The sequence below is a fragment of the Nostoc sp. GT001 genome (assembly GCF_030382115.1).
Taxonomy (GTDB): domain Bacteria; phylum Cyanobacteriota; class Cyanobacteriia; order Cyanobacteriales; family Nostocaceae; genus Nostoc.
In genome coordinates this window covers 4,769,298-4,785,757 of sequence record NZ_JAUDRJ010000003.1, presented here as the reverse complement: position 1 = coordinate 4,785,757, position 16,460 = coordinate 4,769,298, and the positions used below count along the sequence as shown (strand labels likewise).

Genomic DNA, 16,460 nt, shown 5'->3' with positions numbered 1-16,460 from the left:
TAGATCCCCGACTTCTTCGAGAAGTCGGGGATCTGGACACCGCGCATTTTCACAAATCAAATAGGATTCCTATAAGTCTTTAACCAGACATGATATCACAGGTCATTTTTAGGAATTTCCTCACGAAATTCTATGACCAATTGCATAGTTTCCACTACTAAATCGCGTAAATCTCGATTGAGCGCTACAGAGCCTTGAGACCCAAACCAACGGTCAAAAATAGTGACATATCGCTGATTACCATTGACGAATCCTTGCATGAACTTGACCAGAGAATAGTTGACTGTATCCAAAAATTTAGAGTTATTTTCTGGCACCATGCAAGCGATACCTTCTCGTGAATAGGGGCGATCGGGTACGATCGCAAAAGCATCTGGATTTTTTTGCTGTTGCAGCCATCCCTCTAAAAGAATGCTATCGGATGAGAAAGCATCAATAGTATCTTTTTCCAAAGCTGCGTATCCCTCTGCCCTAGTTTTAAAATATATCAGTTTAGCTTTGGGTTGTACACGAGCGATCGCTTGCTCATTTGTGGTTCCTGCCAGCACACCAATTCGCTTACCAATAAGTGATTCAGGAGAACCTAGATTACTTCCTTTCTTAACTAATAATTGGGTTCCAGTCGCACCGTAGCTGACAGAAAAATCTACTTTTTTATCTCGCTTCCATGTAAAACTACTAGCATCACAGACAATATCAACTTCTTGATTAACTATTTTAGGAATCCGCTCAGATGGGCTAAGACCAACTAATTGCAGTTTAATTTTTTTCCCTGTTTCTTTTTCTAATTGCTCTTTAATCAGAGTCAGCATGTCTACAGAATAGCCATTTAACTTTCCTTGACTATCCACATAGGCAAAAGGTAGCGCATCTCTACTAGTACCAGCTGTTAATACTCCTGTTCTGGCGACTTTTTTCATTACAGTCTCAGCAGCTACCACATTAGACATGAGCGTTGCAAACATGAGACTTAAAATAGGAATAGCAATTTTTTCATACATAAGCTTTAAGAGTAGGTAATTTTTTGAAAAAATCAAATCTGATTTACAGCGTATTTCTGGTACAAGCGATCGCACTAGTACAGCATGGCGTAAATAAACATACCATTCCAAACGGCGCAAGAAGCTCGGAATATAATTCTTTTAACTTTTGACTTCCGCCTTGCGGTACTAGGCTCAGGCTGGAGAGTTTCACCATCTTCAAGACGCTACGCGATAGTGCAAAGCACTCGCCAAAGGCGATGTCTACGCAAAACTACATAATTCGGTAAAATTGGGTAAAGCAATTTTTGCGCTCGTTAAACAAAGGTATCAGCAAACCCATGCAACTGAAACTCAGTGCATCTCGACTTCCCTTCGCCTCCCTGTTGTTAATCGCCCCCTTTTTCCTATGGGGGACGGCAATGGTAGCCATGAAAGGAGTCATACCCCATACCACACCGCTATTCATGGCAGGTGTGCGTCTGATACCAGCAGGGATGTTAATTCTGATTGCAGCAGCATTTATGGGTAAACCCCAGCCGAAGGGTTGGGTTGCATGGCTGTGGATTGCCTTATTTGCCCTAGTAGATGGGACGCTGTTTCAAGGCTTTTTGGCGGAAGGATTAGTCAGAACTAGTGCCGGATTAGGGTCTGTGATGATTGACTCGCAACCTTTGGCTGTTGCCTTGCTGTCGTTGTGGCTATTCCAAGAACACATTGGTTTTTGGGGATGGCTGGGGCTAGGCTTGGGAGTCACGGGCATTAGTTTAATTGGCTTACCTGATGAGTGGATTTTACATTTTTTCGACTCAGGCGCGAATATGACAATGGGCAACTGGCAAGATTTGTTTGCTAGTGGCGAGTGGTTAATGCTGTTAGCAGCACTATCAATGGCAGTGGGAACAGTGTTGATTCGGTTTGTATGCCGACATGCTGACCCTGTAAGCGCTACAGGATGGCACATGATTTTGGGCGGATTGCCACTATGGGGAGTTTCATCAGTTGTTGAATCCCAGCAGTGGGAGAATCTGGGAGGAGCTGATTTCATCGCCTTGGGTTATGCTACCGTATTTGGCAGTGCGATCGCTTATGGGTTATTCTTCTACTTTGCCTCTAGTGGCAGTCTTACGAGTCTTAGTTCTCTCACCTTTCTGACACCCGTCTTTGCGCTACTATTCGGCAATCTTTTCCTCTCAGAAGTCCTCAGTCCGTTGCAGTGGGTAGGAGTATTTCTCACTTTAATCAGCATCTATCTCATTAACCAACGTGATACTTTAGGAGGACAAAACGACACAGTTACTGTCGGCGAGATAGCTAATATACAGCAACCAGTTTTAGAAGCATCTGCCAAAAAATTGAACCCCATCAGCCTAGCAGTTAGAGAATCGAAGCCAGAAATTTTACCTTAACTTGTTAAAATAATTCTTAATTAGTAATTGAGTAGGAGATGAGGGAGAAATCAATTCAAAATTCAAAATTTAAAATTAAACAACTTCTGCCTCCTTTTTCCTAATGCCCCATGCCCACTTGCCCTGAGCGAAGTCGAAGGGATGCCCCATTTTCAATTAAAAATGACAGTTAACATTTGGTCGTCTAGAATCTATTGTGGTATCGAAGATTTGAAAAGCACGTTCAGGCTGGAACTTGCAATATGAGGCTATGCCGTTCCTCAATTCTGATATTTACCTGTTTGTCTTGCGTGGGTTTTTACCCAAATCGCTCAAGCGCAGCCACACATAACCTAGCACCTGAAATTTTAGAACTTGCACAAGCTAGTTCGACAATTACTGCTAGCCCGGCTGTTTTGAGATATGGTAGTCGAAAATCAGATGTGCAGAGACTACAAACCCAATTAACGCAGTTGGGATACTACAGGGGCGTAGTAGATGGACAGTATAACGCTAGTACGGAAATCGCTGTAGCTAAATTCCAGAAAGTAAAAGGTTTAAAATTAGATGGGATTGCTGGCCCGGCGACTCAGGAGAAACTGCAAGTAGCAATAGAGGCTAAAAAGCAGTTTGTCACCTCTCCAAAAGTTACCTCTCCAAAAGTTACCCCCCCAATAGTTACCTCTATTGCTCAGACTTCTGCAAATCCCAAAGCATCCGAGAGAGGTTTTATCTGGTGGTTACTATTTGCCATTGGAGTTTTAGGATGTAGTGGCGCACTTTTTTTTCTACTGAGGTCATTTCAGAAGGGAAAGCAAGTGCAAAAGTCCGAAATATCAGAGCCTAAAAGTTTGAGTGAAGCTAACAAAGAACCGATTACACCACCTTTCCTGGAGACTGTCACTACTCTACAAACCCCTCCACCAACATTTTCCACACAATTATTGCTACCAGAAAAAACTTCTCGTCTTGCTAAACTCAATATCGTGGAGGAATTAATTCAAGATTTACGCAGTTCTGACCCAACCAAGCGGCGCAAGGCTATTTGGGATTTGGGTCAGCAGGGAGATTCACGGGCAATTCAACATCTGGTTGACCTGATAATTGATGCTGATTCTCAAGAAAGCAGCTTAATCTTGGCAGCTTTGTCAGAAATTGGCATCCGCACACTCAAACCAATGAACCGTGCTTTAGCAATTTCAATTCAAGATGAAAGTCCACAAGTGCGGCAAAATGCGATCCGTGACCTGACGCGCGTTTATGACATGATGGGTCAAATGAGTCAGATGTTGCACCATGCGCTACAAGACCCAGATGCCGATGTGCAAGCAACAGCACGATATGCTTTAACTCAGATGAATCGAATACGAATACGTGACTTGCCGGAGCAACAGAGTCTACAGGAAGATTCAGACAATGATTCACAACATTGACACTCCCCCGCTAACCGCCAAGCGGTGTAGCGGGAGATTCTGGTTTCACGGAAACTGAATCTGCTATCAGCTTAAAAGTATTTCAACTGGATTTGGATATTGGTATCTGGCCCTGCCACTAAAAATGCTGCTTCGCTAAATTTGGGCGCTCTTGTGCGAATTTCTGGGTTGCTGGAAAATCCAAAACCTTCGCTTGGTATACCAAAAATATTGCTATTGAGAGTGCGGTCATTATTTTGATCGTGGAAGACAGCAACGGCGTAACTACCTGCTTTCAAGTTATCAAAGGTAATTGGTAAGGGATTTTCAGTAATCTTGGTACACTGCTTTTGTAAGACGCGATCGCGATCGCTAGGAAATCCTTCACTGCTAGCAAATATACTGGCACAGACTTGTCCTTGTTTATTCTTCAAGCCATCAATTTCCACGGTGAGTTTGCCGTTAAAATTTGCTTTGGCACTAAATGACCATGCCAAATTTCCCATCACTGCCAATAGCAGCATACTAACTCTTAAGCCTTTAAGCATAAAATTTTCACAAGGTAAAATGCGATCGCTAAATTATTGAAGGAGTCAGGGAGCAGGATAGCGCAGCGTTTTTCTTCAGGGGGAGACACTACGCGAACTGTAGGCTTGTCTGCGTCACGCTATGCGAGCTTGCTTCCCTGTAAGGGTACGCCAACGGCATAGCTTTTCTACCATATGCTACCGACGAGGAGCGTCGGGCAATTTTCCTCCTGCCTCCTGCCTTTCTTGATAAAGCACTAATCAGACAAAAAGTAGGAGGTATAAAACCCCCTACTTCTCTCTGCTTGGATAGAGAATTTTGCGGAATCAGTTCAATCTACTAATGGTGTCTTGGTAGCTCATATCAAGAATATGCCAGAGGATGAACCAAAGAAATATTTCCCCTAAAGTCTCCCAATTGAGCCTTGTTCATCAGAAAATCCAGTTGCATCACCTTCTTTGAGAAATCCACTGTAGGCTTCCATACCGTGTTCGCCGATATCCAAACCTTCTAATTCCTCTTCTTTGGATACTCTAATACCTAAAGTCGCTTTTAGTGCCAACCAAAAAATACTACTGAGTAAAACAGTGAAGCCACCTACTGAGAGAACGCCCAGCAACTGAACACCGAACTGTCCAAAGCCACCACCTGAAAATAAACCTTTTTCTGGGCCAAGTGTATACCAAGTAAAAACACCAGGACCAACAGACCATAGACCAACTGCTAGGGTTCCCCAGATACCACAAACTAAGTGAACTGAGGTAGCTCCCACTGGGTCATCAATGCCAAGCTTGTCAAAGAATGTTACAGAGAAAACTACTAGTACTCCAGCAATGAAGCCAATTACTAAAGAACTAACGATACCTACATAAGCACAAGATGCTGTAATCCCAACCAAGCCAGCCAAAATACCATTGATAATCATTGACAAGTCTGGTTTACCTAAGTACAACCAAGCTGTGATGGTGGCGGCAATTCCACCAGCAGCAGCAGCCATGTTAGTGGTTAGAGCAATATGACTGATTGCACCAGGATCGGCAGCCATGACAGAACCTGGGTTGAAACCAAACCAGCCCAACCACAGAATTAAACAGCCCAAGGTAGCAATACTCATGTTGTGACCGGGCATTGCTACAACTTGCTTGTCTTGATATTTACCAAGACGGAGTCCAAGAAATGCTGCCCCCATCAAAGCTGCCCAGCCGCCTACAGAGTGAACCACTGTACAACCAGCAAAATCCCAAAAGCCTCTGTCTGCTAGCCAACCACCACCCCAAATCCAATGTCCGGTAATGGGATAGGCAATGCCTACGAGTAAGAGGCTGAAAATTAGGAAGTCAATAAACTTAATCCGTTCGGCTACTGCACCAGAAACGATTGTTGCTGCTGTTCCAGCAAACACTAGCTGGAATAAAAACTTAGCTGCTAAAGGTACACCAGCCCAATTAAGGGCACTGAAGATCCCTTTATAAGCGTCTGCTGTGGCGGGACTGTTATCTGCTCCTTTTAAGAAAAACCCATTCAATCCAATGAAGTCATTGCCATCACCGAACATTAAGCCAAAACCGATGACCCAAAAGGCAATGGTAGACAGAGCAAATACAATCAAGTTTTTGGAAAGAACATTGACAGCGTTTTTTTGGCGACAGAAGCCAGTTTCTAGCATACCAAAACCAGCGTTCATGAAGAACACTAAAAAAGCAGCGATCGCAACCCACAGGGTGTCAATAGCAATTTTGAGTTCTGCTGTCGTTGGCCCTGCGGCTGGAGCTTGGGCAACTGCGGCATAACCCCAACCCAACACAATCAGACAAGCGATAGGTAAACAAGCTTGCCAACTAGGAGAAAGTCGCTTAATCAGATTAAATAGCTTGACGTTGGAGTTGGATTGTGAATTGACAGCATAATTTCTTGCAGACAAATGCCTCTTTTTTGTTTTCGATTTTTGTTTGTACATGAATTTAAGCGTCATCCTCTAAAACCATCCTCAAAAAAAGAAAAAAACAGGTTAATCAGAAAAAACTGTTGTCCGAAGTTAGATCCAGTGGTTTTTGATATTTTTCTTTTAGACCACTTGTTTAAAAACCAGAAACTCAAATAACCTTAGTAGGAGTTTAAGAAACTATTGGCACATTTGTAAATATTTTTTATAGTTCTTCGTAAGAAATTTATGATGTATTTTCTGAAATAGTCAAGTCTTCTTCACTTAATCTTTAATCTTTGAAAAAAGTTGGCTGAGAAAGTGCCCAAAATTGTCTTGAATAATGTCAATAAAAAATCAGGTAGAAAGTAGCAATGAATCTGTGAAATATACATTATGACTACCGTAAAATGGCTTTTTTCAGCGAAAAGTGTGATTATTGGCTCTATTCACTATCGAGAACACCGATTCCTGAAGTCTGAGTCTGATTTTTGTCTTCTTCTGCAATAAATTGCTCGATTGTATAAACATCAGGCCATACTGACGCGCCGTGTTCGTAGGCATCGATCCCAATGCGATCGGCTTCGGGAGCGACACTTAAGCGTCCCAGCGCTTTTAGACCACCAAACATCAAAAAGCTAAAGCCGACGGTGAAAACTGCGATCGCTACTACACCTAAAATTTGTATACCTCATAAATCAAAGCCGCCACCTAAAAATAACCCTGCCTTTTTGTTAAGGGTTAGTTCTGCTTGACCTAAAAAGCCAACACAGAAACCATGAAACTAGTTCCTGATTTTACTTTGGTAAACTTATGCCTCAACGGATAAATTTGACTGATTGTCTATTTAGTCAAACCAAAAAACTGTATTATAAAATACAGTTTTTTGGTTTTGGTGATGAAATATAACTCATTGATGCAACAAAAAAGCAACTATATCTTTTCTAGCTAGATATTTCCGACATCATCATCAATTGGACAATTATGGATGTTGTTAACTTTTTATACAAAGAGTTAATTATTTGTGACTTTAAAGGTATGTCAATTTATCACTACACTCAAAGTTTTGTATTAAAAGCAACGCAGATTTTCCACTCTTATCCTGAGATGGCAGCTTGGTCGAGCTATTTATACAAGATACAGCGTTTTGCAACTACATGACTGACATCGAATTGTTACAACAAGGCTAACAAACCTAATTTCCTGAAAAAAACCGGGTTTAGAGTGCCTTTAATATGGGAAACTTGGCAATATTCCCTATAAATCAGATTTAAGATGAGTAACACAATTTCGGATATTGCAGTCAAGACCATCAACGGTGAAGATAAGCAATTAAACGACTACACTGGTCAGGTACTCTTAATTGTAAATGTGGCTTCCTTCTGTGGTTATACTTCTCAATACGAGGGGTTAGAAAAGTTGAACCAAAAGTATGGAGAAGCAGGTTTACGTATTTTGGGGTTCCCTTGTAACGATTTTGGAGCGCAGGAACCAGGAAGCAATGAGGAAATTGTGCAATTCTGCACGAGTAAATATAGTGTTACCTTTGAACTATTCGATAAAGTTCATGCCAAAGGCTCACAGCAGCATCCACTTTATGAGCGACTTACTAAAGCTGTTGAGCCAACGGGAACTGTTGCTTGGAACTTTGAAAAATTTTTAGTTAATAAGCAAGGTGAAGTGGTAGCTCGATTTAATAGTAGTGTCCAGCCAAATTCACCAGAGCTAATTGCCACAATTGAGAAGGAATTAGCAAAATAGTCATTAGGTAAAAAGTTCTGTACTATTAATGATTGACTGTTAGCTCTGGACTGTTAAAATTATTTACTTCTAGAGAATTAATTGAGAAAATCGTCTCAATGAGTAGTTTAATTTATTTGTGTCTAATTTGTCATGAACGTTGCAATCATTGGTTGTGGTTATGTTGGTTATAAAGTTGCTCAATATTGGCAGCAAGATATGAATTTTGTTGTCAGTGTAACCACAACTTCGCCTGAGCGTGTCCCTGCCCTACAATCAGTATCTCAAAGAGTTGTAGTTACCTGTGGTAATGACATAGATAGTCTAAAATCAGTTTTGCATAATCAAGATGTTGTACTTTTGAGTGTTGGGGCAAAAAATAGCGAAGTTTATGAAGAAGCTTACCTACAAACTGCCCAAACTTTAGTTTCGTGCTTACAACAGATTAAGAGTGTAAAACAATTAATATACACAGGTAGTTATGCAGTATATGGTGACAGAAATGGTGTATGGGTAGATGAAGAAACACCGCTTGCACCTCCTAATTTAAATGCCCAAATTCTCCGAAAAACAGAAGAGGTGTTACTATCAGCATCTAGTGAAAATCTCCGTGTTTGTATTTTCCGCTTAGGAGGGATTTATGGAACTGGTAGAGAACTGTTGAAAATATTTGGTAGATATTCTGGTACAACCCGTCCGGGCAATGGTGAAGATACCACAAATTGGGTTCATCTAGATGATATTGTTGGTGCGATAGAATTTGCCCGTCACCGTCGTTTGCAAGGAATTTACAATCTGGTAGATGATGCACATCTCACCAGCCGAGAATTGCTAAATAGCTTATTTGAAAAACATAATTTACCCAAAGTAGAATGGGATACATCTATCAAGAATACTCGGCCATATAATGCTTGGGTATCGAATGAAAAGCTCAAAGAAGCTGGATACCAGTTGATTCATCCACAGATAATTTTTTAGCAAGTATTAAAAACTAGGAATTATGCAACCATCTGCTGTAGCTAACACAACTAATCTGACAGCATCTCCTAGCCAGTTTTACAGTTGGCAGAATTATCGTTGCGCCTACGAAGTTCATCAACCAATTAATACAACATCTGAAGGCGTTCCCTTACTGTTAATTCATCCGATTGGCGTGGGATTGTCGCGGCGATTTTGGCAACGATTTTGTCGCGAGTGGTATAATTTAGGTCAACGTAATTCAATTTACAACCCTGATTTACTAGGATGTGGTGAAAGTGAAATGCCACGTATAGCTTACACTCCTAATGATTGGGCAGAACAGTTGCAGTTCTTTTTACAAAAAGTAGTCCAAAAACCTGTTATTCTAGTAGTACAAGGTGCTTTATTGCCAGTTGCTATCCAATTAGTCCAAAAGGAATCAAATTTAATTGCCGGACTGGTACTTTCNTGGGCGCCAACGTGGGCTTTGATGACAACTAAACCACCAGAATGGCAGGAAAAATTCCTTTGGAATGTGTTAGATTCGCCTTTTGGTAGTGCTTTTTATCGCTATGCACGCACCCCAAAATTTTTACGTTCTTTTTCGATTCGTCAACTCTTTGCTTCTGAAAGCGCTGTGGATGCAGAGTGGTTAAATACATTGCTTGCAGGTGCAGAAAATCCTGCTACTCGCCATGCAGTGTTTTCTTTTTTAGCAGGGTTTTGGCGAGATGATTATACTAGTTTGATTGCCTCGATTCAGCAACCAACATTAGCGGTTATGGGCGAAACTGCATCGAGTATTAGCCAAGACAATAAAAAAGAAACGCCAGACGAACGCTTGGCTCACTATCTTGCTTGTTTGCCTGAAAGTCAAGGTATAAAAATAAACGGACGTAATGTTTTACCCTATGAATCAACCGCTGAGTTTGTAGCAGCGATCGCGACCTTCATTAATAAAGTCTTTTAGCTGATTGATAGTTACATTGTACCAGTTCTCCCATGATAGGTTATGACTGGAATTGATTACTAAAGGCAAGCAAAATTATGTTACCCAATCATCGAGGACAAAGAGTACCCAATGTCACTTTTCATACTCGCAAGGACAACCAGTGGGTAGATGTGACAACCGATCAGTTATTTGCTAATAAGACAGTAGTTGTCTTCTCTTTACCGGGTGCTTATACTCCGACTTGTTCATCCACTCATCTCCCTGGATACAACGAATTGGCCCCGGTTTTCAAACAAAATGGTGTCGATGAGATTATCTGTATTTCTGTTAATGATGCCTTTGTGATGAACGAATGGGCAAAGGATCAAGAGGCAGAAAATATCACACTAATTCCTGATGGAAATGGTGAATTTACTGAAGGCATGGGTCTATTGGTAGATAAATCAGACCTGGGGTTTGGGAAGCGATCGTGGCGGTATTCTATGCTGGTTAGAGATGGTGTAATTAACCAGATGTTTATTGAACCAGAAGAGCCAGGAGATCCCTTTAAGGTATCGGATGCTGAGACAATGCTCAGATACATCAACCCCCAAGCAGTAAAGCCCGAAGTAGTTTCTCTGTTTGCGAAAGTGGGTTGTCCCTTCTGTGCCCGTGCTAAGGCAATGCTCAAGGAACATGGCATCAACTACGAAGAAATTACCTTGGGTAAGGATATCACCACGCGATCTTTACGAGCAGTTGCAGGTGCGACAACAGTTCCCCAAGTATTTATCGATGGTAAATTAATTGGTGGTTCTGAGGCATTAGAAGCCTACTTCGCTGCTAAATAGGTTTCAGAAATATGTAGGTTGGGTTGAGGAACGAAACCCAAGATTTAGTAGGGTTTGTTGGGTTTCGCTATTGCTCAACCCAACCTACGAATATTCTTAAACCTAGCAGTATTAAGTAGAGTTGCACAGCCATCAACTGTTTCAACTTTAGGTGAAAGTCATGATATTTTTGACTGTAGCCTGATTTTTGAGAATTGAAAACCACAAATCCCCGACTTCTCGAAGAAATCGGGGATTTTGTTTTTCGCCAGCAGTTAACAAATCTTCAGATCGATAGATGTATTTTTGTCCAGCTATTCACTAATGATCGGATAAAATTGATTCGGATTAAATTTACATTTATTTAAAAGATAATATGTTTGCCAGAATTCGCCGAATTTTGAATCAATTTTTTAGTAATTCAAGAACAATAAACAACGAACCACTGAATAAAGTCAGTTTAATTGTCATTATTATAATTGATATTTTTATCTTAATTAATGTTTTTACCGGACTCGATGATATTAGTAGATGGCATATCAGTCCGACTGAGGCTTACCCATGTTATTCAGAGTGGCAAAATTACCGGACAAAAACTACTAAAGATAAAGACTATGAAATTGTTAGACTTTCATTGCCATCTTACACCAACAATCAACTCAATTTTCGGCGGAACTATCAACAAGCCGAAGCAGGACATCTGGGTAAGGTTTCTCAAACTTGTTTGCAATATGCCGATTACAAAGATAAGATTAACAATCCTGAAAAGCAGCAAATTATTAGAACTATCGATCAAAAACAAGCAAAAATTAGTAGACTTCAACAAACCAATGGCACTATTAAATCTCAGTATGACTCAACGCTATTAGAAAAAATAGTAGGTCAAGGTCGCGAACAATCAATTAATCAAGTTAGTGCCGAAAAAGCTAAACAGGCATTAGAAGAAAATAATCGCCAAATTTCTACTCTTCAACAAGAAAATTCTACTCTTAAAAATGAACTACTTGCCAAACCGGAAAGTATTAGCTTTATAACATTTATTAAAGATGATAATCGATTCCAAGAAGTTGACAAAGGCTATCAGCAGGCATCATTTTGGTATCCAAGTATTCAGCTTGGTTTTCAGTCTCTCTTTCTTTTACCACTGATTCTCATTGCTTTATTAGTTCATAAATTTGCCCAAAGAAGAGGATATGGACTCGTCTCGCTAATTAGCTGGCATTTGCTAGTTATCTTTTTTATCCCATTAATCGTTAAAATATTTGAATTTCTGCAAATAGGTGCAATATTTAAATTTTTATTTGATATAGTCAGTGCCATTTTTGGCGGTTTACTTTTCCTGATAAATTATGTTTATATCTTGCTGATTCCAGTTATTGGTTTTGGAATTATCCAGTTTTTTCAAAAGTTTGTCTTTAACGCTAAAGTCCAAGCAGCTAGCAGAGTTCAAAAATCAAGATGTGTCAATTGTGCCAAGAAAATTCGACATCTTGATACTTACTGTCCACACTGCGGTTATTATCAGTACATTGAATGCCATAACTGTCATAATCTTACTTATAAGCATTTGTCGTACTGTAAACATTGTGGAACTTCTCAAGTTTCCAGTAGTTTGTAATTAGTGAAGTCATCGATCGCCTTTTAAATTTAGACATGGAAAAAGAGAAACAAATTAATAAAGAGAGTCAATCGCCGCTTGATTTTCTGAAAAACCTGTTGATTGCTCGTTGGCGATCGCTCTTACTCCTTTTGATCGGAGTCTATTTACCTTTGCAGATATTTGAAATCCTGACAGTGAGGATATGGGAGAATCAAGCGGGCTTTCCGTGGGATGTGCCGATTCTGTTAGCAGTTCATTCTACAGCAAACCCACAGTTAGATATTTTAGCTGTCACCCTAGCTACCATTGGGTTGCCTTGGACGGCGATTCTAATTTTGGGGGCGATCGCACTAATATTACTACTTCAAAAACGCTGGCGATCGCTAGCTTATTTACTCACCGCCTCAGCAGGAAGCGTCATCATCAACCGCACCGCAAAGCAATTAATGCATCGAGTGCGTCCACAATTGTGGCAATCCATTGCACCTGAGTCTAGTTTTGCATTTCCCAGCGCTCATGCGATGACGAGTGTAACGCTGGTAGCAATTTTGCTGTTCTTAACTTGGGCTACCTCTTGGCGCTGGTTAGTTCTCATATTTGGCAGCTTATACATCATCGCGATTGCGTGGTGTCGTCTCTATCTGGGAGTTCATTTTCCTAGTGACATTCTCGCAGGTTGGACGGTTGCATTAGGTTGGACAATTGGTGTCAGTCTGATTATCAAACCCTATAGAACTATAGCCAAATCCTTAGATGGCGAAGGTACTAAAGATGAAACTACCTTACTACCAGAAGAAATAAAGTCGATAAATGAGGAGTAATATCAGCCCTCACCCTAAATCCCTCTCCTAAGGGAGAGGGACTTTGAAATTGCCTCTCCTTCTCGCAATTTTGGGAGAAGCAGGGTGGATAGGAGTACAGGGGCGATCGCCTCTACGGATCAACGCTCGTATCCGTGCTTGCAGTTCTTCTAAATCTAAAGGTTTGATCAGATAATCGTCTGCACCTGCATCAAGTCCCTGAATCCGCTCTCTACTACCGTCTTTCGCCGTCATCAGCAGAATCGGAGTGAAGCAACCACCAGAACGCAATCGCTGACACAATGTAATTCCGTCCAGTTTCGGTAATCCGACATCTATTAGTAACAGGTCATCGTTTGTACTTTGCGTGTATTCCCAACCCATTTGTCCGTCTTGTACGACATCAACAACATAATGTTGCTTAGTCAGAGACTTCAACAAGACACTTGCTAAAATTTCTTCATCTTCGATTAGCAAGATTCTCATACACCCGTCCAAAATATAATTTGCTACTTCACCCAAAAAAATAGTACAGTAGGTGACTATTTTTCTACAAGAAAAAAATATAAGAATTTAGCAAGTCTTCTTATTTCGGTTACATTGAATTCACCTTATACCTAACAGTCTGGCAAGCCAACAATGATTGGTGAGGACTGGGGAAAGGGGAAAGGGAAAAGGGTAAGGGATTTAAACCCTTTCCCCACCAAGTTCCCTTGGCGTACTACTAGTACTCTGTCAACCCAAAAATGCGCTTGTGAGGGCGGGGGTAAAGGGGAAGGGATTTAAAACCTTTCCCCATTCCCCTTTACCCTTTACCCCGCTTTCGTCACGAAAGCGAACTACTAGCTATTAACTTCTCGCTCTAAAAAATGGTTCCTTCCAAACGAGTTTATTTATTATTGGTTTTAGGTATTGCGATCGCCCCGATCCTATGCTTATTTCTTACCATTAGAGCAACCATCGCTATCACAGTGCTATTTGATGCCATTATTCTCGGACTGATGGTTGTAGATGGTTTGCGGGTGCGGCGTTCTCGCGTGCAAATTACCCGCGAATTACCGTCACGATTATCCATTGGGCGGGATAATCCCGTAGTGCTAAAGGTGACATCTCCCAATACCGACGCCCAAATTGAAATCCGCGACTATTACCCAACAGGATTTGGCGTGTCTGCACCTGCACTCAGCGCCATTATTCCCAGTAACAGCACTGAGGAATTGACGTATACCGTCCACCCGACACAACGGGGAGAGTTTCCTTGGGGAAATATTCAAGTCCGACAGATGGGGCTTTGGGGATTAGCTTGGGATGATTGGCAAATTCCTCAAAGTCTGCCAGTGAAAGTTTATCCTGATTTAGTGGGATTGCGATCGCTCACAATTCGTCTGACATTGCAATCATCTGGATCGATGCGCCAATCTCGCAAAACTGGTATTGGTACAGAGTTTGCCGAATTGCGAAACTATCGCACTGGTGATGATTTGCGGTTTATTGATTGGAAAGCTACTGCCCGTCGGGTTGGGGCTTATGGTAATGCCATGCCACTGGTGAGGGTTCTAGAACCAGAACAGGAACAAACATTACTGATTTTACTCGATCGCGGACGGCTAATGACGGCAAAAGTACAGAATTTGCAGCGATTTGACTGGGGATTGAATGCAACTTTATCCTTAGCTTTAGCAGGTTTACATCGAGGCGATCGCGTGGGTGTTGGTGTATTTGACCGCCAAATGCATACGTGGATTCCCCCAGAACGCGGCCAACATCATTTGAATCAGCTAATCGATCGCTTAACTCCAATTCAACCAGTGTTATTTGAATCTGATTATTTGGGGGCGGTAACAAATGTTTTGCAGCGACAAACTCGCAGGGCGCTTGTAGTAGTGATTACCGATTTAGTTGATGTCACTGCCTCTACAGAACTTCTAGCTGCACTCTCCAAGTTAGCACCCCGCTACCTTCCATTTTGCGTGACTTTGCGAGATCCACAAGTCGATCGTCTAGCACACACTTTTACAGACAATGTTGCAACTGCCTATACCCGTGCAGTAGCACTAGATTTATTAATGCAACGACAAGTAGCTTATGCCCAACTGAAACAAAAAGGTGTATTGGTGCTAGATGCACCAGCAAATCAAATTGCCGATCAGTTGGTTGAGCGATATCTGCAACTCAAAGCGCGAAATCAACTTTAGTAATTGTCACTTTAAGTTGTGTATTTTTATTCAATTATTTAGCGGAGGCATAAACTTTGCTTAAAATTATCCAGGTAGAGACTGATGAACATAAACTTCAGATACAAGAGGTATTTTGGGAATATTTTAATGAGACTAAGGTGATGTTCAGCAATCAATTCGGCATAAATTTAAATGCTCATACATTCTTTGAGCAATATATGACTCAACTCCACGAATTTCTACCACCTTCAGGGCGCTTACTTTTGGGACAATATGAGCAAAAAATAGCTGGCTGCGTTTGCTTACGAAAGATTGGTGAAGATATTGGCGAAATTAAAAGAATGTATGTAAAACCAGAATTTCGTAGAAAAGGAATTGGTCGGTCTTTATTAGAATTTATCATCAACGAAGCTGCCTACATTGGTTACTCAAGGATACGTTTAGACAGCGCCCCTTTTGCAAAAGAAGCACACGCACTTTATCATGTATTTGGCTTTCAGAATATTGAGCCGTATTTGGAAAAAACCGAGATTCCTCTCGAACATCGAGCCAACTGGATTTTTATGGAATTAGTTTTAAAATGATCGATATCCGTTGTGAAACTCTGTCAGACTACACAGCAATAGCTGAGGTTAATACACTAGCCTTTGGGCAAGAAAACGAGGCTAAACTTGTAGAGAAAATTCGCAATTCTGACCGTTATATTTCAGAACTTTCTCTAGTTGCAGAGGTTGAAAATATTGTAGTCGGTCATATTTTATTCAGCTACATTGACTTGGTGGGTGAAGAAACACTCCAGGTACTTGGTTTAGCGCCTTTGGCAGTTCGTCCACAATTTCAAAGACAAGGAATTGGCAGCGCACTAATAAAAGCAGGGTTAGAACTAGCAGAAGCAAAAAAAGAAGCCATAGTAATTGTACTAGGTCATCCCCACTTCTATACTCTCTTTGGTTTTCAGCCTTCTGTTGTTTATGAAATCGAATCTCCTTTTCCAGTACCAGAGGAATTTTTCATGGTGAAAGCACTACAAAGTTATCAAAAGCAGTATAAAGGCAAGGTTGTTTATCCGGCTGCTTTTGATGAAGTATAATATTATTCCCATGTGAAGTTTAGTTAAAGCAAGAGACGCATGAATCGTCGTCAAGACGAAAGACTATTGTAGAGACGGCGATTTATCGCGTCTTTGTGTAATA

Annotated in this window: 15 protein-coding genes and 1 pseudogene; 11 read left to right on the top strand and 5 right to left on the bottom strand. The window is 41.0% G+C overall.

Going from position 1 to position 16,460, the window contains the following annotated elements:
- Nucleotides 1-95 precede the first annotated feature (95 nt).
- Nucleotides 96-1,001, bottom strand: a complete 906-nt coding sequence (locus QUD05_RS23255; RefSeq protein WP_289800055.1) for an amino acid ABC transporter substrate-binding protein — start codon at nt 999-1,001, stop codon at nt 96-98.
- 320 nt (nt 1,002-1,321) lie between these two features.
- On the opposite strand from QUD05_RS23255, the gene QUD05_RS23250 reads away from it, so the two are divergent.
- On the top strand, nt 1,322-2,389 hold the full coding sequence (locus QUD05_RS23250; protein ID WP_289798166.1) for a DMT family transporter: 1,068 nt from the start codon (nt 1,322-1,324) through the stop codon (nt 2,387-2,389).
- Between the two features lie 242 nt (nt 2,390-2,631).
- Nucleotides 2,632-3,801: a peptidoglycan-binding protein gene (locus QUD05_RS23245; protein WP_289798165.1), complete on the top strand. Its 1,170-nt coding sequence runs from the start codon at nt 2,632-2,634 to the stop codon at nt 3,799-3,801.
- A gap of 71 nt (nt 3,802-3,872) precedes the next feature.
- Here the strand turns inward: QUD05_RS23245 and QUD05_RS23240 are convergent, their stop codons facing one another.
- The 3 genes and pseudogenes from QUD05_RS23240 to QUD05_RS23230 all read right to left on the bottom strand — a co-directional run.
- Nucleotides 3,873-4,328, bottom strand: a complete 456-nt coding sequence (locus tag QUD05_RS23240) for a DUF2141 domain-containing protein (protein WP_289798164.1) — start codon at nt 4,326-4,328, stop codon at nt 3,873-3,875.
- Nucleotides 4,329-4,711: 383 nt separating this feature from the next.
- Nucleotides 4,712-6,265 (bottom strand): ammonium transporter, encoded by a 1,554-nt coding sequence (locus QUD05_RS23235; protein ID WP_289798163.1) that lies wholly within the window; start codon nt 6,263-6,265, stop codon nt 4,712-4,714.
- Between the two features lie 409 nt (nt 6,266-6,674).
- A pseudogene (locus QUD05_RS23230) lies at nt 6,675-6,998 on the bottom strand (ammonium transporter); the annotation flags it as partial.
- Nucleotides 6,999-7,504: 506 nt separating this feature from the next.
- Here QUD05_RS23230 and QUD05_RS23225 point away from each other — a divergent pair.
- The 6 genes from QUD05_RS23225 to QUD05_RS23200 all read left to right on the top strand — a co-directional run bounded on the left by QUD05_RS23225 (nt 7,505) and on the right by QUD05_RS23200 (nt 13,111).
- Complete coding sequence (locus QUD05_RS23225) at nt 7,505-7,990, top strand: glutathione peroxidase (RefSeq protein WP_289798162.1); 486 nt, start codon at nt 7,505-7,507, stop codon at nt 7,988-7,990.
- A 132-nt stretch (nt 7,991-8,122) separates the two neighbouring features.
- Nucleotides 8,123-8,947 (top strand): SDR family oxidoreductase, encoded by an 825-nt coding sequence (locus QUD05_RS23220; protein WP_289798161.1) that lies wholly within the window; start codon nt 8,123-8,125, stop codon nt 8,945-8,947.
- Nucleotides 8,948-8,969: 22 nt separating this feature from the next.
- Complete coding sequence (locus QUD05_RS23215) at nt 8,970-9,899, top strand: alpha/beta fold hydrolase (RefSeq protein WP_289798160.1); 930 nt, start codon at nt 8,970-8,972, stop codon at nt 9,897-9,899.
- A gap of 77 nt (nt 9,900-9,976) precedes the next feature.
- A complete protein-coding gene (locus QUD05_RS23210; RefSeq protein WP_289798159.1) occupies nt 9,977-10,711 on the top strand; it encodes a glutathione peroxidase in 735 nt (244 codons plus the stop codon).
- A 355-nt stretch (nt 10,712-11,066) separates the two neighbouring features.
- Entirely contained in the window at nt 11,067-12,308 is a 1,242-nt protein-coding gene (locus QUD05_RS23205; protein WP_289798158.1) for a hypothetical protein, read from the top strand.
- 35 nt (nt 12,309-12,343) lie between these two features.
- The gene (locus QUD05_RS23200; protein WP_289798157.1) at nt 12,344-13,111 is read left to right on the top strand and encodes a phosphatase PAP2 family protein; all 768 of its coding nucleotides are present in this window, start codon (nt 12,344-12,346) and stop codon (nt 13,109-13,111) included.
- Nucleotides 13,112-13,138: 27 nt separating this feature from the next.
- Here QUD05_RS23200 and QUD05_RS23195 read toward each other — a convergent pair whose 3' ends face one another.
- Nucleotides 13,139-13,576, bottom strand: coding sequence for a response regulator transcription factor (locus QUD05_RS23195; RefSeq protein ID WP_289798156.1), 438 nt, complete (start codon nt 13,574-13,576; stop codon nt 13,139-13,141).
- A gap of 383 nt (nt 13,577-13,959) precedes the next feature.
- On the opposite strand from QUD05_RS23195, the gene QUD05_RS23190 reads away from it, so the two are divergent.
- The 3 genes from QUD05_RS23190 to QUD05_RS23180 are packed head-to-tail and all read left to right on the top strand — an operon-like array spanning nt 13,960 to nt 16,357.
- The gene (locus QUD05_RS23190; RefSeq protein ID WP_289798155.1) at nt 13,960-15,285 is read left to right on the top strand and encodes a DUF58 domain-containing protein; all 1,326 of its coding nucleotides are present in this window, start codon (nt 13,960-13,962) and stop codon (nt 15,283-15,285) included.
- Nucleotides 15,286-15,341: 56 nt separating this feature from the next.
- On the top strand, nt 15,342-15,851 hold the full coding sequence (locus QUD05_RS23185; RefSeq protein ID WP_289798154.1) for a GNAT family N-acetyltransferase: 510 nt from the start codon (nt 15,342-15,344) through the stop codon (nt 15,849-15,851).
- A complete protein-coding gene (locus QUD05_RS23180) occupies nt 15,848-16,357 on the top strand; it encodes a GNAT family N-acetyltransferase (protein WP_289798153.1) in 510 nt (169 codons plus the stop codon). Before QUD05_RS23185 ends, QUD05_RS23180 begins: the two co-directional genes overlap by 4 nt.
- The last annotated feature ends 103 nt before the right edge of the window (nt 16,358-16,460 follow it).